18 protein-coding genes are annotated in these 23,786 nt (G+C 71.6%); 11 read left to right on the forward strand and 7 right to left on the reverse strand.

Annotated elements, in window-relative coordinates:
* The first annotated feature begins 63 nt into the window (after positions 1–63).
* Genes Ate02nite_RS14250 through Ate02nite_RS14265 form a run of 4 tightly spaced genes read left to right on the forward strand, consistent with a single transcriptional unit; the run spans position 64 to position 2,919 of the window.
* A complete protein-coding gene (locus tag Ate02nite_RS14250) occupies positions 64–960 on the forward strand; it encodes an acyl-CoA dehydrogenase family protein (RefSeq protein WP_203805435.1) in 897 nt (298 codons plus the stop codon).
* Positions 954–1,673, forward strand: a complete 720-nt coding sequence (locus Ate02nite_RS14255; protein WP_203805437.1) for a PIG-L deacetylase family protein — start codon at positions 954–956, stop codon at positions 1,671–1,673. Before Ate02nite_RS14250 ends, Ate02nite_RS14255 begins: the two co-directional genes overlap by 7 nt.
* Positions 1,670–2,269: an SAM-dependent methyltransferase gene (locus Ate02nite_RS14260; RefSeq protein ID WP_203805439.1), complete on the forward strand. Its 600-nt coding sequence runs from the start codon at positions 1,670–1,672 to the stop codon at positions 2,267–2,269. The genes Ate02nite_RS14255 and Ate02nite_RS14260 overlap by 4 nt, the downstream gene beginning before the upstream one ends.
* Positions 2,266–2,919, forward strand: coding sequence for a glycosyltransferase family 2 protein (locus Ate02nite_RS14265; RefSeq protein ID WP_203805441.1), 654 nt, complete (start codon positions 2,266–2,268; stop codon positions 2,917–2,919). Before Ate02nite_RS14260 ends, Ate02nite_RS14265 begins: the two co-directional genes overlap by 4 nt.
* A gap of 43 nt (positions 2,920–2,962) precedes the next feature.
* Here Ate02nite_RS14265 and Ate02nite_RS14270 read toward each other — a convergent pair whose 3' ends face one another.
* Entirely contained in the window at positions 2,963–3,136 is a 174-nt protein-coding gene (locus Ate02nite_RS14270) for a CsbD family protein (RefSeq protein ID WP_203805443.1), read from the reverse strand.
* Positions 3,137–3,316: 180 nt separating this feature from the next.
* Between Ate02nite_RS14270 and Ate02nite_RS14275 the strand changes: the two genes are divergently transcribed.
* The 5 genes from Ate02nite_RS14275 to Ate02nite_RS14295 all read left to right on the forward strand — a co-directional run bounded on the left by Ate02nite_RS14275 (position 3,317) and on the right by Ate02nite_RS14295 (position 10,403).
* Positions 3,317–4,522 carry an LLM class flavin-dependent oxidoreductase gene (locus Ate02nite_RS14275; protein ID WP_203805445.1) on the forward strand — a complete coding sequence of 402 codons (1,206 nt, stop codon included), beginning with the start codon at positions 3,317–3,319 and terminating at the stop codon, positions 4,520–4,522.
* Complete coding sequence (locus Ate02nite_RS14280; protein WP_203805447.1) at positions 4,512–6,257, forward strand: ABC transporter ATP-binding protein; 1,746 nt, start codon at positions 4,512–4,514, stop codon at positions 6,255–6,257. The genes Ate02nite_RS14275 and Ate02nite_RS14280 overlap by 11 nt, the downstream gene beginning before the upstream one ends.
* Complete coding sequence (locus Ate02nite_RS14285; protein ID WP_203805449.1) at positions 6,235–7,980, forward strand: ABC transporter ATP-binding protein; 1,746 nt, start codon at positions 6,235–6,237, stop codon at positions 7,978–7,980. Before Ate02nite_RS14280 ends, Ate02nite_RS14285 begins: the two co-directional genes overlap by 23 nt.
* A complete protein-coding gene (locus tag Ate02nite_RS49425; RefSeq protein WP_203805451.1) occupies positions 7,977–9,020 on the forward strand; it encodes an LLM class flavin-dependent oxidoreductase in 1,044 nt (347 codons plus the stop codon). The genes Ate02nite_RS14285 and Ate02nite_RS49425 overlap by 4 nt, the downstream gene beginning before the upstream one ends.
* Before the next feature lie 435 nt (positions 9,021–9,455).
* Entirely contained in the window at positions 9,456–10,403 is a 948-nt protein-coding gene (locus tag Ate02nite_RS14295; protein ID WP_203805453.1) for a quinone oxidoreductase family protein, read from the forward strand.
* A gap of 998 nt (positions 10,404–11,401) precedes the next feature.
* On the opposite strand, the gene Ate02nite_RS14300 is transcribed toward Ate02nite_RS14295, so the two are convergent.
* From Ate02nite_RS14300 to Ate02nite_RS14315, 4 genes are read right to left on the reverse strand one after another with little or no spacing between them, the layout of a single operon-like run.
* Positions 11,402–12,979, reverse strand: a complete 1,578-nt coding sequence (locus Ate02nite_RS14300; protein WP_203805455.1) for a dipeptide ABC transporter ATP-binding protein — start codon at positions 12,977–12,979, stop codon at positions 11,402–11,404.
* Positions 12,976–13,965: an ABC transporter permease gene (locus Ate02nite_RS14305; protein ID WP_203805457.1), complete on the reverse strand. Its 990-nt coding sequence runs from the start codon at positions 13,963–13,965 to the stop codon at positions 12,976–12,978. Before Ate02nite_RS14305 ends, Ate02nite_RS14300 begins: the two co-directional genes overlap by 4 nt.
* On the reverse strand, positions 13,962–14,843 hold the full coding sequence (locus tag Ate02nite_RS14310) for an ABC transporter permease (RefSeq protein ID WP_239147398.1): 882 nt from the start codon (positions 14,841–14,843) through the stop codon (positions 13,962–13,964). Before Ate02nite_RS14310 ends, Ate02nite_RS14305 begins: the two co-directional genes overlap by 4 nt.
* On the reverse strand, positions 14,840–16,531 hold the full coding sequence (locus Ate02nite_RS14315) for an ABC transporter substrate-binding protein (RefSeq protein ID WP_203805459.1): 1,692 nt from the start codon (positions 16,529–16,531) through the stop codon (positions 14,840–14,842). Before Ate02nite_RS14315 ends, Ate02nite_RS14310 begins: the two co-directional genes overlap by 4 nt.
* Before the next feature lie 157 nt (positions 16,532–16,688).
* On the opposite strand from Ate02nite_RS14315, the gene Ate02nite_RS14320 reads away from it, so the two are divergent.
* Positions 16,689–17,708 carry an LLM class flavin-dependent oxidoreductase gene (locus Ate02nite_RS14320; RefSeq protein ID WP_203805460.1) on the forward strand — a complete coding sequence of 340 codons (1,020 nt, stop codon included), beginning with the start codon at positions 16,689–16,691 and terminating at the stop codon, positions 17,706–17,708.
* Here Ate02nite_RS14320 and Ate02nite_RS14325 read toward each other — a convergent pair.
* Positions 17,686–19,194 carry a class I SAM-dependent methyltransferase gene (locus Ate02nite_RS14325; protein WP_203805462.1) on the reverse strand — a complete coding sequence of 503 codons (1,509 nt, stop codon included), beginning with the start codon at positions 19,192–19,194 and terminating at the stop codon, positions 17,686–17,688. The genes Ate02nite_RS14320 and Ate02nite_RS14325 overlap by 23 nt on opposite strands.
* A gap of 59 nt (positions 19,195–19,253) precedes the next feature.
* Between Ate02nite_RS14325 and Ate02nite_RS14330 the strand changes: the two genes are divergently transcribed.
* Positions 19,254–20,030, forward strand: a complete 777-nt coding sequence (locus Ate02nite_RS14330) for a DUF1684 domain-containing protein (RefSeq protein ID WP_239147399.1) — start codon at positions 19,254–19,256, stop codon at positions 20,028–20,030.
* A gap of 646 nt (positions 20,031–20,676) precedes the next feature.
* On the opposite strand, the gene Ate02nite_RS14335 is transcribed toward Ate02nite_RS14330, so the two are convergent.
* Entirely contained in the window at positions 20,677–23,778 is a 3,102-nt protein-coding gene (locus Ate02nite_RS14335) for an ATP-binding protein (RefSeq protein ID WP_239147406.1), read from the reverse strand.
* Between the last annotated feature and the right edge of the window lie 8 nt (positions 23,779–23,786).

The raw sequence follows: 23,786 nt of genomic DNA on the forward strand, positions 1-23,786 counted from the left end.
GACGTTTGCTGCCGGGCAAGCAAGGTTGACCGGCCGCCAGCCGGGTACCTACCGGCTGTGCCCATGATCGCCCTGCCTGACCTGCCACTTCCCGGCCACGGCGCCACCGCGGAACGCCTACGCGGCCTGGCCGCGCTCGGCCGTGCCGACCTGGTCGACTGCCGCCTGGCCGAGGGCCACCTGGACGCGGTGGCCATTCTCGCCGAAATCGGCGAGAACAACGACGGGGAGCGCTGGGGGGTCTGGGCGGCGGCTCCTTCGTCGGTACGGGCTGAGCACGGTCCCGCCGGCTGGCGCCTGACCGGCGACCGGCCGTGGTGCTCGGGCGCGGCCTGGTGCACCGACGCCCTGGTCACCGCGGCGGCCGAGGACGGGATCCGGCTGTTCGCGGTCCGCAACGAGGCACCGCACGCGATCCCCCTCGACGACACCTGGCCGGCGATCGGGATGGCCGGCAGCGACAGCCGCACGATCCGCTTCACCGACGCGCCGGCCCGGGCGGTCGGCGGCCCCGGCGCGTACGTCGATCGGCCGGGTTTCTGGCACGGCGGCGTCGGCGTGGCCGCCTGCTGGTTCGGCGGCGCCCTGGGCGTGGCCGACACCCTGCTCGACGCGGCCCGCCGCAAGGACGTCGGCCCGCACGCCCTCGCCCATCTGGGCGCGGTCGACGTGGCCCTCGGGGCGGCCGGCGCGGTGCTGGCCGAGGCGGCCGCCACGATCGACGCCGACCCGAAGGCCGACGCCCACCGGCTGGCCCTGCGGGTCCGGGCCACCGTCGAGGCCACCGCCACCGAGGTCCTCGACCGGGTGGGCCGGGCCCTGGGCGCCGGCCCGCTGTGCCGCGACGCCACGCACGCCCGGCGGGTCGCCGACCTCACCGTCTACCTGCGCCAGAGCCACGCCGAGGGCGACCTCGAACAGCTGGGCCGCCTCCTCGCCGACGGAGACGACCGATGGTGAGGCCGATCGCCGGCGAGGGCACCACCGAGGCGACCTGGCGGGCGTGGAGCGCACCGGATCAGTGGCCGGCGCTGGAGCTCGATCCGCCCGGGCCGCCGCTGGTGGTCGCGCCGCACCCGGACGACGAGATTCTCGGCGTGGCCGGGCTGATGAGTGTGCTCGGCGCGGCCGACCTCGCCGCGGTCACCGACGGCGAGGCCTCGCACCCCGGGTCGTTCGTGCACACCCGCGGGGAACTCGCCGCGATCCGGCGGGCCGAGACCGCCGAGGCGCTGCGCCGGCTGCGGATCGACGGGACCGTGTTCCGGCTCGGGCAGGCCGACGGCGGCATCGACGAGGACCGCCTGGCCGCGGATCTGGCGAAGCTGCTCACGCCGGGCCGGTGGTGCCTGGTGACGTGGCGCGGGGACGGGCATCCCGATCACGAGGCGGCCGGGCGGGCCGCGGCGCGAGCCTGTGCCGAGACCGGGGCGCGGCTGCTCGAGTACCCGGTCTGGACCTGGCATTGGGCGTACCCCGATGATCCTGATGTGCCCTGGTCGCGGGCCCGGCGGATTGATCTGCCGCCGGCCGCGCAGGCGGCCAAGGCGGCCGCGATCGCGGCATTCCCCAGCCAGATCGAACCGCTCGGGCCGGCCGAGGCGGACGCCGCGATCCTGCCGCCGCACGTGCTCGCCCGGTTCGCCCGGCCGTACGAGGTGATCTTCGAATGACCACCCCGATCAGCTATTTCGAGCAGATGTACGCGGCCGACCCGGACCCGTGGAGCTTCGAGACCCGCTGGTACGACGCTCGCAAGCACACGCTCACGGTGGACGCGCTGCCGCGCCGCCGCTACCGGTCCGGGTTCGAGCCGGGCTGTTCGACCGGCATGCTGACCGCGCGCCTGGCCGGTCGCTGCGACCGGTTGCTCGCCGTGGACGCGGTCGCCTCGGCCGTCGCGACCGCCGCCGGCCGGGTCGCCGGCCAGCCGCACGTCGAGGTTCGCACCGGGCGGATGCCGCACGAGTGGCCGGACGGCACGTTCGACCTGATCGTGCTGTCCGAGCTGGGCTACTACTTCGCCGACGCCGACCTGGCGACCCTGCTGGACCGGGCGGTCGCGTCCCTCGACCCGGACGGTGACCTGGTGGCCGTGCACTGGCGATGGCCGGTCGAGGAGCACGCCCGCTCCGGCGACGAGGTGCACGCGGCGATCGCGGCCCTACCCGGCCTGCACCGGCTGGCCCGGCACGAGGAGGCCGACTTCATCCTGGAGGTGTTCGGCCGCGACCCGGCGTCGGTTGCGCAGCGCGCGGGCCTGGTATGACGCATGTCGCCGTCATCGTGCCCGCCCACGACGAACAGGCCCTGCTCCCGGCGTGCCTCAACGCCCTGCGCGCGGTCGGCGCGCGGCTCATCGTCGTAGCGGACGGCTGCACCGACGACACCGCCCTGGTCGCGGCGGCCGGCGGCGCCGACGTCGTGACGATCGAGGAGCGAAACGTCGGGCGGGCGCGAGCCGCCGGAGTCGCGGAGGCGTTGCGCGGAGGGGCACTCTGGCTGGCCACCACCGACGCCGACAGCCGGGTACCACCGAACTGGCTGGAATGGCAGCTGGGTCATGCCCGCGCCGGGGCTGACCTGGTGGCCGGCACCGTCGAGGTGGACGACTGGTCGGGCTGGCCCGGGCCGATGCCGTCCCGCTACGAGCGCCGCTACCGGGAGCTGGTCGCCGGCGCGCGGCACGGGCACATCCACGGCGCCAACCTGGGCTTCCGCGCGTCCGCCTACCTGGCCGCGGGCGGCTTCCCGGAACTGCCCAGCGACGAGGACCGCGGCCTGGTGGCCCGGATCCGGGCCACCGGCGGCCGAGTGGTCACCGACGCCGGCTGCCCGGTGCGAACGAGTGCCCGGACCGACGGCCGCGCCCCGCACGGCTTCGCCGCCCACCTGCGCAACCTGGCCACGAACAGCTAAAACGGCCCGGTGAACCACCGGGCCGTTCGAGTCGCAGGGGGCGTCAGGACTTGAAGGCGTCCTTGACGTTCTCCACGGCTTGCTTCAGCTTCGAGCCACTCTGGTCGGCCTTACCCTCGGCCTCGAGCTGCTCGTCGTCGGTGGCCTTGCCGACGCCCTCTTTGACCTTGCCGCCGAATTCCTCGGCCTTGTTGTCAACCTTGTCGTCAAAAGCCATCTCATGCCTCCAGCTCATCGTGCGAACGACATGGGGGTACCCGTACTTGCTGATCGGCAATCATTTTGGTCGCTGATAAGTAGCTGTGATCAGTGCCGATCGCGAATCCGCGATGGACAGGGTCCGCAATTGCCTACTAGTTTCGTAGGTGTTGTAGAGAATTGCAGAGAGGACTCCGCCATGAGTGCCGACGCCTTCGAACCGGCCATCCCGACGACCGCCTCGCCGGAGGTGGAGTTCATCAGCCTCACCCACCCCAACCCGTCGACTGAGCTCAACCCGGTGCCGTCGCGCGGCATCGACCTCACGTTCTTCCGCAGGTACGTGCGGACGCTCGAGGAGGGTGGCTTCGACTACACCCTGCTGCCGTACGGGTCGGCCAGCGCCGACTCGTTCGTGCTGGCCAGCGCGGTCGGGCAGCTCAGCGAGCGGATCAAGCCGATCGTCGCGCTGCGGCCCAACACCACCTTCCCGACCGTGGCCGCGCAGAAGCTCGCCACCCTCGACCAGCTCACCGAGGGCCGCGCGGTGGTCCACCTGATCACCGGCGGCAACGACGCCGAGCAGGCCCGGCAGGGCGACTACCTGCCCAAGACCAAGCGGTACGCGCGCACCTCGGAGTACGTGGACCTGCTGCGCCGCTCCTGGACCGAGCCGGCGCCGTTCGACCACGACGGCGAGTTCTACAAGTTCGAGGGCTTCGGGCCGGGTTTCGCGCCGTACGCCAGCCCGATCCCGATCTCCATCGGCGGCCAGTCCGACGAGGCGTTCGAGATCGGCGGGGCCAAGGGCGACATCTTCAGCTTCTGGGGTGAGCCGCTCGACGACCTGCGCAGCGAGATCGATCGGGTGCACGGCATCGCCCGCGCGTCCGGCCGCACCACGCTGCCCCGGATCTGGGTGACGTTCCGGCCGATCATCGCCCAGACCGACAAGCTGGCCTGGGAGAAAGCCCACGAGTACGTCACCCGGGTCGCCGCCAACTTCGCCAAGGTACGGCCACACGCGCAGGGCACTCCGCAGAACGTCGGCTCGCAGCGGGCCCTGGCCTTCGCCAACCGCTCCGAGCTGTACGACCGGGCGCTCTGGACCAAGACCGCCGCCGCCACCAACGCCGCCGGGGCGTCGACCGCGCTGGTCGGCTCGCCCGAGACGGTCGCCGCGGCGATCCTCGACTACGTCGACCAGGGCGCGTCGCTGGTGTCGATCCGCGGTTACGACACCCTCGCCGACGCCGTCGACTACGGCCGCTACATCCTGCCGCTGGTCCGCCAGGAGATCGCCCACCGCAAGGCGACCGGGCAGCGCAGCGGCTTCCAGGCCGAACACCCCGGAAACTACGGCCCGGAGTACGCCGAGTTCGCCACCGCCCCCAATGCCGCCTGAGACCCGCCGCCGTTCCGCCCTCGCCGCCCAGTTCGCCGGAGCCCGGGCACACCCGGGTCCGGCGCTGGTCGCCACCGTCACCGGCCTGATCAACGGCGCCACCATGGTCGTCGGAGCCTCCGCGATCGGCTGGTCCACCGACCACCTGGTCATCCCGGCGCTGGGCGGGAAGGACGTGCCGGCCGGCGCCTGGTGGATCAGTGCCGGGCTGGTCCTGGGCATCTCCACGGTGCGCTGGACCACCATCTTCGTGCGCGGCATCGCCACCGGCCGGGTGCAATACCGCGCCCAGGCCGAGACCCGCCGGGCGGTGGTCCGCCGCTACCTCGAACTCGACCCGGGCTGGCACCGGCACCGCTCCCCCGGCCAGTTGCTGGCCCACGCGGTCTCCGACGTCGACGCGCTCTGGTCGCCCATGCAGTTCGCGTACTTCGCGGTCGGCATGGTGTTCATGCTGCTGCTGGCCCTGGCCGAGCTGTTCCGCCGGGACCTGCTGCTCGGCCTGGTCGGACTGGCCCTGATCGCCGGGGTGCTCACCCTCAACGTGATCTACCAGCGGTTGCTCGCGCCGCGAGCACGGGCCGCGCAGGCGGCCCGCGGCCAGGTCGGCGCGGTCGCGCACGAGTCGATCGAGGGCGGCCCGGTGGTACGCAGCCTCGGGCTCACCGACAGCGAGGACGCCCGGTTCGCCCCGGCGGTCGACCGGTTGCGCGTCGCCGACATGCGGATGGCCTCGGTCAGCTCGACCTTCGACCCGCTGCTGGAACTGCTGCCGACCGTCGCCGTCCTGGTCGTGCTGGCCGCCGGCGCACCCCGGGTGCAGGCCGGCGCACTCACCGTCGGGGACCTGGTCGGCGTCGTCTATCTCCTGATCACCATCTCGATCCCGCTCAACGTGATCAGCCGGTTCCTCTCCATGCTGCCCATGTCGGGCGCCGGCCGGGAGCGGGTGCACGCCGTGCTGGAGAACCCGGACGTGGTGCGCTTCGGCGCGCGGCGGCTCCGCCACGTGCGCCCGCTCCGGGTCGAGGTGCGCGCGGCCGGCGTCACCCGGCAGGACCGCCGGATCCTCGACGACGCGTCGCTCACCCTGGCGGCCGGCACGGTCACCGTGGTGGTCGGCGCGGTCGGGGCCGGCAAGACCACCCTGCTCGACCTGGCCGGCGGGCAGGCCCACCCGACCGACGGCGTGGTGCTGTTCGACGGGGTCGACGTGCGGGAACTGGCCCGCGGCGCGGTGCCGGAGAACGTCGCGGTGGTGTCGCAGAACCCGTTCCTGTTCGCCGAGTCCATCCGCGACAACCTGACCCTGTCCCGCGATTACTCGGAACACCAGATCTGGCGGGCGCTACACGCGGCAGCCGCCGACGACGTGGTCCGCGGCCTGCCCCACGGGCTCGACACGGTGGTCGGGGAACGCGGCGCCACGCTGTCCGGCGGGCAGCGGCAGCGGATCTGCATCGCCCGGGCGGTGCTGCGCGAACCACGGCTGCTGGTGCTCGACGACGCCACCTCGGCGCTCGACCCGCGCGTCGAACGGCAGGTGCTGGAACAGCTGCGCGGCGGGCCGACCGTCCTGATCACCAGCAACCGGCCGGCCGCGGTCGAGTTCGCCGACCGGGTGGTGCTGGTGCGCGGCGGCCGGATCGTCGCCGACGGCACTCCCGCCGAGCTGGCCGCCGTGCCGGAGTACGAAAGGATCGTCACCGCGTATGACCAGTCTCGCGCGTCCTGAACTCAGGGGGTTCCGCACCGCGCTGCGTGTCTCCCCCTCGCTGCGCCAAGGGCTGCCGGTCACCATCCTGCTCGCGCTGGCCGCCGGGGCCGGCCGGATCATCGCGCCGCTGACCGTGCAGCACGCCATCGACGCCGGGCTCGCCCCGCACACGATCGGGCCGGCCGTCGCCGTCGGCGGGGCGGCCGTGGTGGTGGCCGGCGCGTCGTCCATGGTGCTGAACCGGCGGGTCCAGGACCGGATCGAGCAGGCCCTGGCCGGACTGCGCCGGGCCGGGCTGCGCCGGGTGCACGACATGGCCGCCAGCACCGCCGACCGGCTGCCCAGCGCCGATCTGGTCACCCGGCTGACCAGCGACGTCGACCAGGTGACCACGTTTCTGCAGGGCGGTGGCATCCAATTCCTCACCAACGGCGCCCAGCTGGTCATCGCCACGGTCATCATGTGCGCGTACAGCTGGCAGCTTGCTTTGCCCGTACTCGTCATTGCCGCTCTTCTGCTGGCCGCGATGGCCGGCATGCAGAAGTTGATCGCCCGGCGCTACCACCGGGCCCGCGGCGACCTCGCGCGGATGCAGTCGGCGGTGGCCGAATCGGTCCTCGGCGGACCGGTGATCCGCTCGACCGGGACCGGCGAGCGGACCCGGGCGAAGCTCGACGAGGCGGTCGACCAGGCCCGCGACAGCCTGCTGCGCACCCTGCCGCCGCTGCACGGCAACACCTCGCTCGGTGAGCTGGCGATATCCACGATGACCGTGGCGGTGCTGCTCGGCGGGGTGTGGTGGGGGCGGCGGACCGGCCTGACCGCCGGTGAGGTGGTGGCCATGGTCTTCCTGGTGACGTTCTTCGTGCGGCCGCTGCAGTTCCTGGTACAAAGCCTCGGCGAGGCGCAGAACGCGCTCACCGGCTGGCGTCGGGCTTTGGAGCTGGTCACCACCCCCAGTGCGGTGGTACGGGATGGAACTCCCCTGCCGGACGGGCCCGTCTCGGTGTCGGTGGCCGGCGTGTCGGCCCGCTACGGCGACGGGCCCCTGGTCCTGCACGACGTGAGCGTGCACCTGGAAGCCGGCGAGCACGTGGCGATCGTCGGGCGGACCGGCTCCGGCAAGTCCACCTTCGCGAAGCTGCTCACCCGGCGCCTCGAACCTGCTTCTGGAACGATCCAGCTCAGCGGGGTGCCGCTCGAGCAGCTCGACGACCGCAGCCTGGCCGGGCGGGTGGTCATCGTGCCGCAGGACCCGTTCCTGTTCGACGGGAGCATCGTCGCGAACGTCCGGCTCGGCCGGCCGAGTGCCACCGATGACGAGGTGCTGGACATCCTCGCCCGGCTCGGGCTGCACGACTGGTTCGCCACCCTGCCCGAGGGCCTGGACACGGCGGTCGGCCTGCGCGGGGACCGGCTCTCGGCCGGCGAACGGCAGCTTGTCGCGCTCGCCCGGACCGCCCTGGTCGACCCCGACCTGGTGGTGTTCGACGAGGCCACCTCCGGCATCGACCCGGCCACCGACGTCGCCGTACAGCAGGCCCTGGCCGCGCTGACCCGCGGCCGCACCACCGTCTCCATCGCCCACCGCATGATCACCGCCGAGACCGCCGACCGGGTCCTCGTCTTCGACGACGGCCGGATCGCCCAGTCCGGGCCGCACGGGGATCTCGTCGGCGTGCCCGGCCCCTACGCCGGGCTGGTCAAAGCGTGGAACCGCCAGTTCGGAGGAGTGACATGACCAGTCTCGGTTTCAACACCCGGGTCTCGTTCCCGGCCGGCGAGGCCGCGCGCGGCCTGCGCGAGGGCATCGACCTGTTCAAGGCGGCCGAGGACCTCGGCTACCAGTCCGGCTGGGCCTACCAGCGGCACTTCGACAACTACCTGTCGTCGCCGCTGCCGTTCTTCGCCGCGGCCGGCCAGCACACCAGCCGGATCACCCTGGGCAGCGCGGTCATTCCGGCCCGTTACCAGGAGCCCATCCTGCTGGCCGAGGCGGCCGGCACCACCGACCTGCTGGTCGGCGGCCGTTTGCAGCTGGCCTTCTCCAGCGGCACCGACCAGTGGGACGGGGTGTTCGGCGCGGTCTCCTCCGACGCGCGCACCGAGGGGCAGCGCCGGCTGGCCCTGTTCCTGCGCGGCGTGGCCGGCGAGCCGATCCACACGGTCACCGCCCGCAAAGGCATCGGCGGCCCGCCGGTCGGCACCGAACTGCGCGTCACCCCGCACAGCCCCGGCCTGCGCGACCGCATCCGCTACGGCTCGGGCAGCATCGCCTCGGCCGTCAACGCCGCCCGCCAGGGCCTGCGCCTGATCACCGGCACGATCCTGCACGACGTCCCGGCGGGCGAGTCCTTCCCCGAGCACCAGGCCCGCCTGATCAAGGAATACCGCAACGCCTGGACCGCCGCCCACGGCACCGCCGCGCCGCCGGTCTCCGTGGCCGCCTCGATCCTGCCCGGCCCGACCGCTTCGTTGCGCGCGGTCTACGCGGCCTACGACCTGGAGCGGCGCACCCACGGCCCGGCCGCTTCCCGCCCGCGAGGCGCGCTGGAACCCACGCTCACGGCGGAGCTGCCACCCGGCATGGTGATGAGCCCGGTCTACCACGGCGCCCCAGCTTCGGTGATCGACGCCGTCCTGGCCGATCCCGGCCTGGCCGCCGCCGACGAGCTGGTCCTGTTCCTGCCCCCAGCCTTCACCCTGCCCGAAAACATCCGCCTGCTGACCGACCTGGCCGAAACCGTGGCCCCAGCCCTCAACTGGACCCCAGCCACCTGACCACGCAAATGACCCACCCGCCGGGATACGGCGAGCCGAACCCTCGCCCGATCCTCGGCGGGCCGGGCAAGCAGACGTCGCGGATGGCCCAACCGAAGTCGTCCGACAAGCTGACCGACGGACGACCCCGCCGGCAAGAACAAACCTTCGCTCAACCCGCGACCGGTCGACCCAGCCGCCCGCATCTGGCAGGCGGCTGCCTACAGCTGGACCCGACAATCTGACCTCACGGATGGCCCAACCGCCGGCGTCCGGCAGGCCGAAACCCACAGCTGGACCCGACAAGCCGACCTCGCAGATGGCCCAACCGCCTGCATCCGGCAGGCCGTTTCCCACGGCTGGACCCGGCAAGTTGACCTCGCGGATGGCCCAACCGTCGGCGTCCGTCAAGCTTGGCCGGCGGGCACCCCCGCCGGCATCTCTCGGAAGGTGGCTATGCGCGCGATCCTGGTCAGCCGATTCGGTGGACCCGAGGTGCTCGAACTCGCTGACCTTGCCGAGCCGGTGGCCGGGCCGGGGCAGGTGCTCGTCGACGTCGTTGCGGCCGGGGTGAACTTCGCCGACACCAGCCGGATCGCCGGGACCTATGCGCCGACGCCGGAGCTGCCGTTCGTGCCCGGAACCGAAGTGGTGGGCCGGGCCGGGGACGGGCGCCGGGTGTTGGCGGCGACGTTCGGCGGTGGCGGGTTCGCGGAGCGGGCGGCGGTCGCGGAAGCCGAGGCCGTGCCGGTCCCGGACGGGGTCAGCGACGCCGAGGCGCTCGCCCTGCTCGTGCAGGGGCTGACCGCCTGGCACGTGCTGACCAGCAGCGCCCGGATCCAGCCCGGCGAGACCGTGGTGGTCAACGCGGCGGCCGGCGGCGTCGGCACGCTCGCCGTCCAGCTGGCCCGGCACTTCGGCGCGGGCCGGGTGATCGCGGTGGCCGGCTCCCCGTCGCGCCGGGAACTCGCGCTGTCCCTGGGCGCCGACGTAACCGTCGACGGGGACCCGGATGGCTACGCGGACCGCATCCTCGAAGCCGCCGGCGGCCCGGTCGACATCGTCCTCGAGTCGGTCGGCGGCCAGGTCTTCCGCGCGGGCCTGGACGTGCTGGCCAACTTCGGCCGGCTGGTCACCTTCGGCAACGCCTCCCGCGAGCCGCGCCCCCTGATCGATCCCGGCGAGCTGTCCCACCGCAACGCCGCAGTGATCGGCTTCTGGCTACGCCCGGCCCTGACCGTCCCCAACGCCTTCCGTCCCCCGCTGGAAGCAATGTTCGACCTGGTCACGAAGGGCACGCTCCGCCCACTGACGGCCGCGTCCTACCCGCTGACCGCCGCCGCAGAAGCCTTCACCGACCTCTTGGCCCGGCGCACCACCGGCAAGATCACCCTGCGCCCTTAGAACCACCGAAGCCGCAGACAGCGTGCCACGGAAGGCTCCATCCAGCGACCGGCAACCGCCACCCGAAGGCCCATCCACGCGTAGCGCCGCCCCCATCTCGATCTTGAGAAGTTCCCGTCAGGGCCGAACACGACCTCAACAACCCCGGCACCACCCCAGCACGCGCCGCACCCGATCTTGTGAAGTTGGCGCTTGCAACGCGCACGAACTCGACAACCTCAGCGCGGGCTCCCCAGCCATGGGCCGACCTTGAGAAGTTGACGCTCGGAACGAACACGACCTCAACAACCCCGGCGCGCGCTCCACGACCAAGAGCCGACCTTGAGACGTTGACGCTTGCAACGCGCACGACCTCAACAACCCCGGCGCGCGCTCCACGACCAAGAGCCGACCTTGAGACGTTGCTGCTCGGAACGAACACGAACTCGACAACCTCAGCGCGCGCTCCCCAGCCAAGGGCCGACCTTGAGAAGTTGACGCTCGGAACGAACACGACCTCAACAACCTCAGCGCGGGCTCCCCAGCCATGGGCCGACCTTGAGAAGCTGGCGCTCGGAACGAACACGACCTCAACAACCCCGGCGCGGGCTCCCCGACCAAGGCCGACCCTGGGAAGTTGACGCTCGGAACGAGCACGAACTCGACAACCTCGGCGCGGGCTCCCCAGCCATGGGCCGACCTTGAGAAGTTGGCGCTTGCAACGCGCACGACCTCAACAACCTCGGCGCCTCGCTCGTCGCGCGGCCCGCCGCCCGCGGCCCGCGGCCCGCAAGCGATCTTGGGAAGCTGGCGTTCGCATTGGACTCGCGCTCGACAACCTTCGCGGTCGCGCTCGCCGCGCCGCGCGCGGTCGATCTTGAGGAGGTGGGGTCTGTAGCAGACGCGAACTCAGCAAGATCGCGTGGCGGGCTGGCGGGCGGGCTCCGCTCGATGGGGGTCGGTGGGTGCGGTCTGGGAGCGCTAGGGCTGGATGGGAGTCAGGATCGGGCGGCGGGAGGTCACGCGGTGACCTGGGCGCGGCGGAGGGCTCTCAGGCGGCGGGCCTCGGCTGGGTCGGGGACCGGGACTGCGGCCAGCAGCTCCTTTGTGTAGGCGTGCTGGGGCTGGTCGTAGACCTCGGCCGTGTCGCCGAGCTCTACGATTCGGCCCTCGTAGAGGACCGCCACTCGGTCGGCTATCTGGCGCAGCACGGCCAGGTCGTGCGAGACGAAGACCATGGTCAGGCCGAACTCCGCTCGCAAATCCTCCAGCAGGGACAGCACCTGGGCCTGGGTGGTCACGTCCAGGGAGGACACCGGCTCGTCGCAGACGATCAGGCGGGGGCGCGGGGCCAGGGCTCGGGCGATGCCCACCCGCTGGCGCATGCCGCCCGACAGCTGGTGCGGGAAACGGTCGTACAACGCTCGGGTCAGGCCCACCCTCAGCAGCAGGTCTTCCACGGTGGGGCGCGGATCGCGTACGCCCGAAAGGCGCAACGGGTCCGCGATGCTCTCGCCGATGGTTCGTCGCGGGTTGAGCGACGACATCGGGTCCTGGAAGACCATCTGCACCGAGCCGCCTCGCCGCCGGGTGATGTCCACCCCGTCCAGGGTGATCGTGCCGGCTGACGGGCTGAGCAGGCCGGTCATCAGGCGGGCCAGGGTGGTTTTGCCGGTGCCGGACTCGCCGACGATGCCGAGCGTCTCCCCCGCCCGCACGTCCAGGGTGACGTCGTCGACCGCCCGAACCGGCTCAGCTCGGCGGCGCTGGCGGAAATGCTTGCGGACTCCGGCGAGCCGCAGCAGCGGCCCACCGTCGATCGTTCGCGGCGGCTTGGCGCGGGGCACGGCCGCGAGCAATTCCCGGGTGTACGCCGCCTGGGGCGCGACAAGCACAGCGTCGGTCGCTCCCTGTTCGACGGCGAGGCCGCGGCGCATGACCACGACCCGGTCGGTGGAGCCGGCGACCACGCCGAGGTCGTGGCTGATCAGCAGCAGGGACGTGCCGGTGGTTTCGCGTACCTCGTCGAGCAGGTCGAGGATCTGGGCCTGCACGGTGACGTCGAGGGCGGTGGTGGGTTCGTCGGCGACGATCAGCTGCGGGCGACAGGAGAGTGCCATCGCGATCAGAGCACGCTGCCGCATGCCGCCCGAGAACTGGTGCGGATAGCTGGCCGCCCGCCGCGCCGGGTCGGGGATGTGCACCTGGCGCAGCACCTCGACGGCCCGGTCCCGGGCGGCGCGCCGGGTCGAGCCGGTGTGCAGCCGGTAGACCTCGGCGATCTGGTCGCCGATGGTGTGGAACGGGCTGAGCGCGGTCAGCGGCTCCTGGAAGACCATGGCGATCTCGGCCCCGCGCACCTGCCGCCACCGGCGTTCGGTGAGCGCGGTGAGGTCGTCCGCGCCGAAGGTGATGCGCCCCTCGACGGTCGCGGCGGTGTGCAGCCCCAGCAGGGCAAGCGCGGTCGCGCTCTTCCCCGAGCCGGATTCCCCGACGATGCCGAGCGCACCCCCGGCCGGCAGCTCGAACGACAGCCCGTCGACCGCAACCGTCTCCCCGAACCGAATGCGGAGGTCCTCCACGACAAGATCGGTCATCGCAGCTCCACCCGTGGGTCGACGGCGGCGTAGAGCAGGTCGGCGATCGCATTCGCGGCGACGATCAGCAGGCCGGTCAGCAGGGTCACGCCGACCACCACCGGCAGGTCGATCTGGTTGACCGCGCCTACCAGCAGCTGGCCGACGCCGGGGAGGCCGAACATCGTTTCGGTCAGGACCGCGCTGGTCATGATGGCGGCCAGATCGATCGCGGTGAGCGTCACGAGCGGCAGCAGGGCGCCGCGCAGGGCTCGCCGCCACACGATCCGGCTCTCTGGCAGCCCGTACGCCCGGGCTGTTCTGATGTGGTCTTCGGCCAGGGTTTCCTGGATGCCGGCGCGGGTCAGCCGCGCGTAAGCGGCGGTCTGGATGACCGCGAGCGCAACCCACGGCAGCAGCAGATTCTGCGCCCAGGCCAGCGGATCGGTGGTCAGCGGCACATAGGTGGGAAACGGCAGCCATTGCAACTGCACACAGAAGAGCAAGAGCAACAAAAGGCCGACCAGAAATACGGGTACGGCGTAGCCGGCCAGCACCAGCCCGTTGACGATCCGGTCCAGCCAGCGGTAGCGGCGCAGCCCGGCCAGCAGCCCGGCCCCGATCCCGGCGACAAGCGACAGCACCTCGGCCCCGAAGGCCAGCGACGCCGACACGGGCAAGCGGTCGAGCAGGAGTTTCGTCACCGGCTGGTCGGTCTCGAAGGAGTAGCCCAGGCAGGGCGCCGGGCAGTGCCGGGTGAGCGTGCCGGACGAGTAGTCCCGGCCGGCGACCAGGCCGGTCAGGAAGTGCTGGTACTGCGCCCAGATCGACTCGTCGACGCCCATCGCGTGCCGCACCTCGGCCAGGCGCTCGGGGGTGCAGCCCTTGCCGCAGGTGAGGATGGCCGGGTCCGAGGGCGCGAGGTAGAACAGGCCGTAGAGCAGCAGCGACAGCCCGAACAGCACGAGCACCGCCCCGCCGAGCCGGCGCACCAGGTAGCCGATCATCGCAGCACCTCGCTCTGCCGCGGGTCGAGCGCGCGGCGCAGCCCGTTGGCGACCAGCACGAACGACAGCAGGGTGAGAAAGAGCAGTCCGCCGGGGATGAGTACGTACATCGGGTCGGCCCGGAACCAGGTGGTCGCGGTGGACAGCATCTGCCCCCAGGACGGGGTGGGCGTGCGCACGCCGACGCCGAGGAAGGACAGGCCGGCCTCGACGATCATGTTGGTGGGTAGCAGCAGGGCCGCGTAGGTGAGCACCGGCGCGGTCAGGCCGGGCAGGATCTCGCGGCGGGCGATCCGGAACCAGCCGGCCCCGGAGAGCCGGGCCGCGGCCACGTAGTCGCGGGTGCGCAGGGTCAGCGTCTCGCCGCGGGTGATCCGGGCGGTGCCGCCCCAGCCCAGCACGGCGATGACCGTGGCCAGCAGCAACGGTCGCGGCCAGTCCTGCGGCACGATCGCCAGCAGCGAGATGGCGATGACCAGGATCGGCAGCGCGAGCACCAGGTCGACGAACCGGGTCAGGATCGCGTCGGCCCAGCGGCCACCCAGCCCGGCGGCGGTGCCGACCAGCAGGCCGATCAGCACCTCCAGGACGGTGGCGCCGACCGCGACGCCGAGCGAGACCTGGGCGCCGTAGACGACCCGGGCGAACAGGTCGCGGCCGGTGCCGGGCTCGACACCGAGCCAGTGCTCGGAGCTGATCCCGCCGAGCCCGCCCAGCGGCACCCCGCCGCGGGCCGAGTCGAGCAGGTTGTCGTGGTACGTGGTGTAGTCCTGGCCGGCCACCGCCGCGAGCAGGGGTGCGGTGGCGGCGACCAGGATCATGAACACCGCGATCGCGGCTCCCACCAGGAAGCCGCGATCACGACGAAGGGTTCTCACTTGACGGAGATCCGGGACAGGTCGTAGGTGCCGCGCCAGCCGTCGGGTACGGCGTTCTTGACGTTCTTGCCGAACAGGAAGACGTCCTTCTCGTGGGCCAGCGGGATGGTCAGCGCCAGCTTGCCGATCTTCTCGTCGAGGGCACCCCACCGGGCCTGGGCCGAGGACTGGTCGGTGAGCGCGTTGATGGCGTCGATCTCCGCGTTGACCTGCGGGTCGTTGTACTGCGCGAGGTTGAAGTTGCCGCCCGCGGTGATGATCTGCCGGCCGTCGAAGATCGGGATCAGGAACGGGCCGCCGGACGGCCAGTCGGCTCCCCAGTACTGCAGGGACGCGCCCGGCTCGGTGGCCGGCTTGCCGGTGACGTCCCGGTAGGTGGCGTCGTCGATCGCGGTCAGCTTCACCGTCACGCCGGCCTGCTTGAACGCCTCCTGCACGGCGGCCGCGACCTTCGGGCCGTACCCGCTGTCGTCGGAGTTGGAGTGGGCCAGCTCGATCGTCAGGTTGGTCAGGCCGGCCTCGGCCAGCACGGCCTTGGCCTTGGCCGGGTCGCCGGTGTCCCCGGCCGGGAAGTGGTCGTACTGCTGGTAGCCGAGAGCCTTCTGCGGCGGCAGGAAGGTGGTCGAGGAGCCGACGATGGTGCTTCCGCCGAGCGCGTTGACAACCGAGGTGCGATTGACCGCGTACGAGAGGGCCTCCCGTACCTTCTGGTTGTCGAACGGCGCCTTTTTGGTGTTGAACGCCAGGTAGTAGGTGGCCGGGAACTCACCCCGGGCGACCTGCTTGTCGAGCGGCCCGCCGTTGCCGAGCTGGGCCAGCTGCTCCGGGCCGACCGAGGCGTCGGTGGTGACCGCGTTGGCGTCCTGGCCGGCCCCGCTGACCAGGCGCTGGTTGATCACGGCGGCGTCCAGGCCGGCGGTCACCTCGATCCGGTCCGGGCAGGCGTACCGCAGGGTGTCGCTCTTGCTCGACCAGTGCGTGTTGCGCACGAGCACCAGCGACTTCTTCGGCTCGTACGACTCGACCTGGTACGGCCCCGACGAGACCGGGTGCGCCTCGTACCCCACGCCCTTGTCCTTGGCCTTCGGCACCGGCGCGAACTGAGTCGCGGTGGCCAGGAACGGGAAGTCACCCTCGGGCTTGCTGAGCTTGAAGACGATCGTCTTGTCGTCCGGCGTCTCGATCGACTTGATGCCCTCGGGCTGCTTGTACGGCCCCTGGTAGCTGGCCGCGTCCTGCAGCCAGTCGCGCAGGTAGGGCGCGCCGCCGGGCAGTTCCGGGGCGAACGAGCGCTCGATGCCGTACTTCACGTCGGCCGAGGTGATCGGGGTTCCGTCCTCGAAGAAGACGTCGTCGCGCAGCTTGTAGGTCCAGGTCTTGGCCCCGTCCGACGGCGTGCCGAGGTCGGTGGCCAGGTCGGGCGCGGGCTTGGCGCCGGCCTCCCCCGGTTGCCGGTTGCGGGTGGTCAGCGTCCGGAACAGCAGCGACGGAATGTTGCCGCCACCGGATGTGTACAGCCGAGCCGGGTCGAGATGGGTGATCCCGCCCTGGTTCAGCACGGTCAGGGTGCCGCCCTGGCAGGTCGCCGGGTCGAAATCACCGCTCGCCGAGGTGCTGCCGCCACCGCCGCCGTCACAGGCCGCCAGCAGCAGGAGGCCCGGGAGGACGAGGGTCAGAGCTCGCCGCATTGACGCTCCTCAAGATCTATGGGGTTTGTATGCTATCCCCCTTTATCGATCCCTGTCGCCCCACCCCGGACGAACCTGATCAATGTGACCATCCGTTGACAATCACTTAACGATCACTCTCGGGAATCCGGCGTCACCCGACCGGGTTGGTGCCGTCGTGGAGAAGAAGATCGGGTTTTTGTCGTTCGGGCACTGGCGGGATGCGGCGGGGTCGCAGACGCGCAGCGGGGGTGACTCGCTGCTGCAGACCATCGAGCTGGCCGAGGCGGCCGAGGAGCTCGGGGTCGACGGGGCGTACGTGCGGGTGCACCACTTCGAGCGGCAGCTCGCGTCGCCGTTTCCGCTGCTCGCGGCGATCGGGGCGCGCACCCGGCGGATCGAGATCGGCACCGGCGTCATCGACATGCGCTACGAGAACCCGTTCTACATGGCCGAGGAAGCCGCGGCCGCCGATCTCATCTCGGGCGGGCGGCTTCAGCTCGGAGTGAGCCGGGGATCCCCGGAGACCGTGCTCAACGGCGCCTACACCTTCGGTTACGTGCCGCCGGAAGGCACGACCGCGGCCGATCTGGCCCGGGAGAAGACGTCGATCTTCCTCGATGCGATCAGCGGCAAGGCGGTGGCCCGCACCGACCCGGCCCGCACCGGGATCAGTGGTGGCCTGGCCATCCAGCCGCAGTCGCCGGGGCTGCGCGACCGCATCTGGTGGGGCGCCGGCACCCGGCAGACCGCGCAGTGGGCGGCCGCGCAGGGCATGAACCTGCAGAGCTCCACCCTGCTGTCCGAGGACACCGGGGTGCCGTTCGACAAGCTGCAGGCCGAGCAGATCCAGCTCTACCGGGATGCCTGGAAAGAGGCGGGCCACACCCGCGAGGCACGCGTGTCGGTGTCGCGCAGCGTGCTGCCGATCACCGAGGAGATCGACCGGCTCTACTTCGGCAATCAGGAGAACGAAGACCAGGTGGGGCTACTCGAGGGGGTCCGATCCCGCTTCGGCCGGACGTACGCCGGGGAGCCTGACCAGATCGCGGCCGAGCTGGCCGCCGACGAGGCGGTACGGTCCGCCGACAGCGTGCTGTTCACCGTCCCCAACCAGCTCGGCGTCGCCTACAACGCCCGCATCCTGGAGACGATCGTCAAGCACATCGCGCCCGCTATCGGCTGGACCCCCAAATAGGCCGCCGGGCGACGGTCAGCAGGTGGGTGGACGGCCAGTCCACGGGGTGGCCGTCCAGGTCGGTCAGGGAAGCCACCGGGGCGATCCGGTTCTCGATCACCCAGTCGTTGCGGATCGGGGTGGAGGCCGGGTCCAGCTCGAAGCCCACCTCGGTCAGCAGGTCGCGCCAGTCGGGGAAGCTCAGGCCGCAGAACTGCTCGTGGGTCTCGGACAGCCAGTTGTCGACGTAGTCCTTGCGGGTCAGGAAGTCCATGGCGGCGCCCAGTTCGATCCGGACCGCGGACTCGCCTACCGGCTCGAACTCGCAGGGGAAGGCGAAATCGGCCGTGAACTGGTCCAGGCGGGCGCGGGTCGAGAGGCTTTCGACGTACGCCCGGACCTCGCCGGAAGCCAGACCGGTCAGGTCGTGCCGAGGGGTCGCGGGGTTCAGGCCGTCGCCGGAGGCGAGGTGCAGGAGCACCGGGCGGTGCAGGTCGTCGGGGCCGCACACGTCGCTGTTGATCCAGACGCCGCCGGGGACGGTGTGGTCGAAGATGCGCCGGGCAAAGCGCAGCAGCGACTCGCGCCGGGAGCCGTAGGACCAGATCTCGTGGGTCAGGGCGAAGGTGAGCGTGGTGTCCACCGAGCGGTCCGCGAAGATCGCGCCGCCCAGGACGTTGCGCTGGTAGAAGTACACGTTGGCGTTCTGGAACACGCCCTGCGCCTTCTTGTGCACGCACTCCTGGTAGAGGTGGCGGGCCACCTCGACGCCGATCAGGTCGCTCTCGTGCAGGCCCGGTTCGCGGTCGGCCAGCTCCAGCAGCGAGCCGGCGCCGCAGCCGATGTCGACGATCCGGCCCGGGCGCACGTACTGCCGGACCGCGGACCACTTGCGGTCGGCCGCGTCGGCGAAGGCCTCGACGTACGTCCGGTAGTCGCGGGTGGCGGTGAGGCCGCCCTCGTCGCCGACCAGCGGATCGTTCACCGCGGTGCGGACCGAGTCGACCAACCGGTAGCGCTCGAAGACGTCGATGGTGGCCGGGTGGGCCAGCTCACGCCAGGTCTCGTCGCCGGCCGCCAGTCGCAGCAGCACGTCCCACGGCCGCTCGGGCACGGTGTCCAGGGCCGGGTCGTCCTCGACCGGGACGATCGGGAAGCCGAGCTTCTCGTACAGGGCGGCGACCTCGGGCGTGGAGCAGGCCACCACGGTGTTCTGCGGGGTCAGGTCGAGCCCGGTCTCCACCGCCACGGTCTTCAGCGTCACCTCGGCGAACGCGCTGGTCGGGGCGGCGTCGAAGATCGGCACCACGACCGAGCGCAGGTCGCTGAGCACGCTGAGGCGCTCGATGGCGGCCTCCCGGCGGTGGTACGGGACCGGGTTGCGCTTGGTGTTCTCGTGGTTGGCCGAGGTGACCGCCCAGACGATCTCGTGGCCTGCCTGGCGCCGCAGGAAGTCGGCCTGGAAGCGGGTCAGCAGGTGGTGCCGGCCGGGGAAGAGCACGTACATCCCAAGATCGTAACGCGGCCCCTATGTCCTACTCCGGATGTAGAGATAGGCTGGGATCCATGACCTGGGCGCAGTGGCACACCGAGCACGAGCAGAAGCTGGCCGACCCGCACGGGTTCCTGGCCATCACCAGCCTGAACTTCCTCACCGAGACCCCGCAGCGGTTCCCCGACGCGCCGGGTTCGTGGTCCACCGGGCCTGGCGGCGTCGTCGTCGAGCTGGCCGACGGCGAGTCGCTGACCATCGACGGGGTTGAGGTCACCGGGCGGCAGGAGCTCGGCGTGATCGCCGAGCGCGACGGCATCAACGTCGGCGCCGGCGACGCGGTCATCGAGGTGGCCAAGCGCGGCGGTTTCGACGTCGTCCGCCCGCGGCACCCGGACAACCCGCTGCGGGTCGACTTCAAGGGCACGCCCGCTTATGAACCCGACGAGAAGTGGGTGCTGACCGGCCAGTTCGTGCCGTTCCCGGCGCCGCGGGACATCACCGTCGGGGCGGCGGTCGAGGGGCTCGAGCACGTCTACGAGTCGCCGGGTCAGGTCGAGTTCGAGGTGCTGGGCACGCCGCTGGCGCTCACGGTCTTCAACGGCCGCGCGCCGGGCTCGCTCTTCGCGCTGTTCACCGACGAGACCTCGGGCGTGACGACCTACGCCGCCAACCGCAGCCTGGCCATCGACGTCCCCGACCCCGACGGCACGGTGATCCTCGACTTCACCCGCGCGACAAACCTGCCGTGCGCCTACACCGACTTCGCCACCTGCCCCCTCCCCCCAACCGAAAACCGCCTGCCGGTAGCGGTAGAGGCCGGCGAGAAGATCCCGTACGAGCGAGCCTGACCTCCACGCGAGCGGGGCTCACCCCAGCCGCGACGTCCGGGACGCCGACTCGAACTCTGCCACGCAGAGTCCCAGGTCGGCGTCCCGCATTCGCGAGGCCCGTCCGCCTACCTCGCGCGCCCCGCGCGCCCCGCGCGCCCCGCGCGCCCCGCGCGCCCCGCGCGCCCCGCGCGATCTTGTGGAGTTGCGGTGCGGGCAGGACAGCAGGCTCTCAAGATCTGGAACCGATAGCCGCAGCCCACGCCGCCCCGCGCGACCTTGTGAAGTTGCGGTGCGGGCAGGACAGCAGGCCCTCAAGATCTGAAACCGATAGCCGCAGCCCACGCCGCCCCGCGCGACCTTGTGAAGTTGCGGTGCGGGCAGGACAGCAGACCCACAAGATCTGAAGCCGGACTCCGCAGGTCGTGCGGTCTATGCCGGATATAAAAGGAATATCGGGTGCTGCGGCCGGACGCCTGCCGGGCGGACGCCTGCCGGGCGGACGCCTGCCGCGGGCGTGGGTGGGCCGCAGAGAGTGCGTGGGTGGCTGATGGGCCGGGCCCGCCCGGTGCGGGCGCGCGGAGGGTGAGGATCGCTCAGCGGGAACTGGTGCCACGGGACTTTTCGGACGGCGTATTTGGAAAGGGCGGGAGGGGAACGGCTGGCGTCAGGCGGACGGGGTTGGGTGGGTGGTCCAGCGGGTCAGGGTGGCTCGTAGCTCGTCCGGGTCTATGGGTTTGGCCAGGAAATCGTCCATGCCGGCCTGGTAGGCGCGGCGGCGGTCGTCCTGCAGGACGCCTGCGGTCATCGCGATGATCGGGATGTGGCGGCCTGCCTCCTGGCTTCGGACCTGGCTTGTTGCCTGGTAACCGTCCAACTTGGGCATCTGGCAGTCCATCAGGATGGCCTCGTAGTCGCCGGAAGCGGCCAGCTCCACCGCTTCGGCGCCGTTTCGGGCTATGTCGGCGTCGTAGCCCAGCGCGTCCAGGGTGTCTACCGCTACCAGCTGGTTGATCTCGTTGTCCTCGGCCAGCAGGACCCGTTTGCGAGTGCCGGGGACCGTGGGTCGGTGGGCATTGTGTGCTGGGCCGGCCGGTGGGCGCAGCTGTTGCAGCAGGTAGTTGTAGAGGGCCGACGGGCCTACCGGCTTGGCCAGCACGTCGCCGCTGTGCAGCGGGTCGGCGGCGTCCCGGGTCAGCAGCAGGCACACCGGGCCGTCCATCTCGGCTACCAGGGCGGCGCCGTCCAGCTCGGGCGGGTGGTGGTCGACCACCGCCAGGTCGAAGGGGCGGCCGGCCGCGGTGGCGTCGGCCAGCGCGCGCCGGGCGTCCGGCGCGGTGGCCGCGATCGCGACGTCGGTGCCCCAGGTGCGGACGTGTTCGGCCAGGAAGGCCGCGCTTGTCGGGTTGGGGTCCACCAGCAGCAGGCGGCGGCCGGCCAGCTCGTCGCGCACCCGGCGGGGGCGGTGGCCGGCCGGTTCGGTGAGGCTCAGCCGGAAGTGGAAGCGGCTGCCCTCCCCCGGCGTGCTGTCGACCTTGAGTTCGCCGCCCATCAGTTCGACCAGCTGGCGGCTGATCGACAGGCCCAGCCCGGTGCCGCCGAACTCGCGGCTGGTGGTGGCGTCGGCCTGGATGAACGGCTCGAACAGCTGCTTGATCTTCTCCTGGTCGATGCCGATACCGGTGTCGCTGACGCTGAAGGTGTACTCCCCAAAAGTGGCATCGACCCGGATCAGGATGTGGCCGGCGTGGGTGAACTTGACGGCGTTGCCGGCCAGGTTGAGCAGGATCTGGCGGATCCGGCCCTCGTCGGCGCGGACCCGTTCGGGCAGGTCGGGCGGGTAGTAGGTGATGACGTCGACGTCCTTGTCGCGGGCCGCGGCGGCCGCCGCGTGGGCGACCTCCTCGACCAGGTTGCCCAGGTCGAAGTCGTCCGGCGCCAGGGCGATCTTGCCGGCTTCGATCTTCGAGAAGTCCAGGATGTCGTTGATGATGGCCAGCAGGGCGCGGGCCGAGCTGCGGATGGCCTCGCCGTAGCGGCGCTGGGCCGGTTCCAGCGTGGTGTCCAGCAGCAGCTTGGTCAGGCCGATGACGCCGTTCATCGGGGTCCGGATCTCGTGGCTGACCATGGCCACGAACTGGGACTTCAGCTGCGCCGCGGCGAGCGCCTCGTCGCGGGCGGCGGCCAGCGCGAGGGCGGCCTTCTTGCTGTCGGTGATGTCCCGGGCCACCGCGTAGATCGTGCCCTGCTCGTCGGCGGGGGTGGCACTCCAGTTGAGCCAGCGGTAACCGCCGTCGGCGGCCACGAAGCGGTTGTCGAACCCGGCCACCGAGCTGCCGTCGGACAGCCGGGCGGCCGCCTCGGCGCTGCGTTCCCGGTCGTCGGGGTGCACGAACGACAGAATCGGCCGGCCGAGCAGGTCGGCGGTCGAGTGGCCGAGGGTGTGCTCCCAGGCCGGGTTGACCCGCAGGAAGTAGCCGTTGGTGCCGGCGATGCACAGCAGGTCGCGGGACATCGTGAAGAAGTGGTCGAGCTGCTGGTTCATCCGCCGCCGCTCGGTGACGTCGCGGCAGGTCACCACCAGCATCCGGGTCCCGTCCACCACGTGCCGGAAGCTGACCAGCACCGGCACCCGGGTGCCGTCGCGGCGGTGCAGCTCGGCGTCGAATTCGCCGGCGTCCCCGGCGGCGAACCTCAGGTGCGGCTCGTCCCGCCACCAGGGGTACGGCGGTCGCAGCCCGATGACCTCGCCGGCGCCGAACCCGGTCAGCTCGCACCAGCGGGCGTTGACCCGCAGGATCGTGCCGTCGGGGGCGATCGCCAGCACCCCCTCGATCAGCGAGCCGAGCACCGTCTCGCTGAAGTCGCGCTGTTCCCGCAGCTCGTCGATCAGGTCGCGCTGCCGGGCGTCGACCTCGTTGAGCATGAAACCGGCGCTGAGCAGCACCAGGTAGAGGGTCAGCAGCAGCACGCTGATCGCGACGGTCAGGGCAAGCCCGTCGATCGCCTGCTGGGTCCGGTTAATCGCGGCGATCACCGTGCCGATCAGGACCACCACGCCACCCACCGCCGGGGCCAGCCGCCGCACTGTGCGCCCGCCGAGATAGGAGCTCCCGAACACCGCGACGGCCAGGCCGTCGCGCCGCGACATCAACACCCCGACCGCCATGGCCAGGAGAGATACCTCGGTCGCAATCGGCATGACGTACGCGTGGGCCTCCTCGGCAATCGGCGCGAGCCCGAGCCCGGCCGCCAGCACGGTCACCCCGACCAGCAGGGCCGCCGCGGTGGCCAGCAACTGCGCGGGACGGTGACCGCGGCGGGCGTCGAGGTCGATCGCGAGCAGGCTCAGCCCGATCAGCAGGAAGGCCACCGGCGACCGCAGCGGTGGCTGGCCGCTGCCGCGGTCGAAACCGAACTGCCGACCCGGAAGATCCAGGAACGAGAGGTACGGGAGGGGAAGTGACGTACCGCGGCGGACGATGATCACCACGGCGCCGATCACCACTACCGCCGCGAGCAGGCGGCTCACCCAGCGGCGGGCCGGGCCGGCCGGTGCCGGTCCGGCGGCCCACAGTGCGGCTCCGGCGCAGATCGCCAGCACCGCGTTGGTCAGCGACATCGGCGGCAGCCCCGGCGCGATGGTGACCAGCGGCTGGGTGTTCAGCGCGTGGCCGACCAGGACCGTACCGCCGATGAGCATCGTCACCGCGGCGGCGACCTGGTGGATCCCGGCCAGCCGTGCCCAGCGCACACCACGAAACACCATCACGTTCT

The sequence above is a fragment of the Paractinoplanes tereljensis genome (assembly GCF_016862435.1).
GTDB classification, from domain to species: domain Bacteria; phylum Actinomycetota; class Actinomycetes; order Mycobacteriales; family Micromonosporaceae; genus Actinoplanes; species Actinoplanes tereljensis.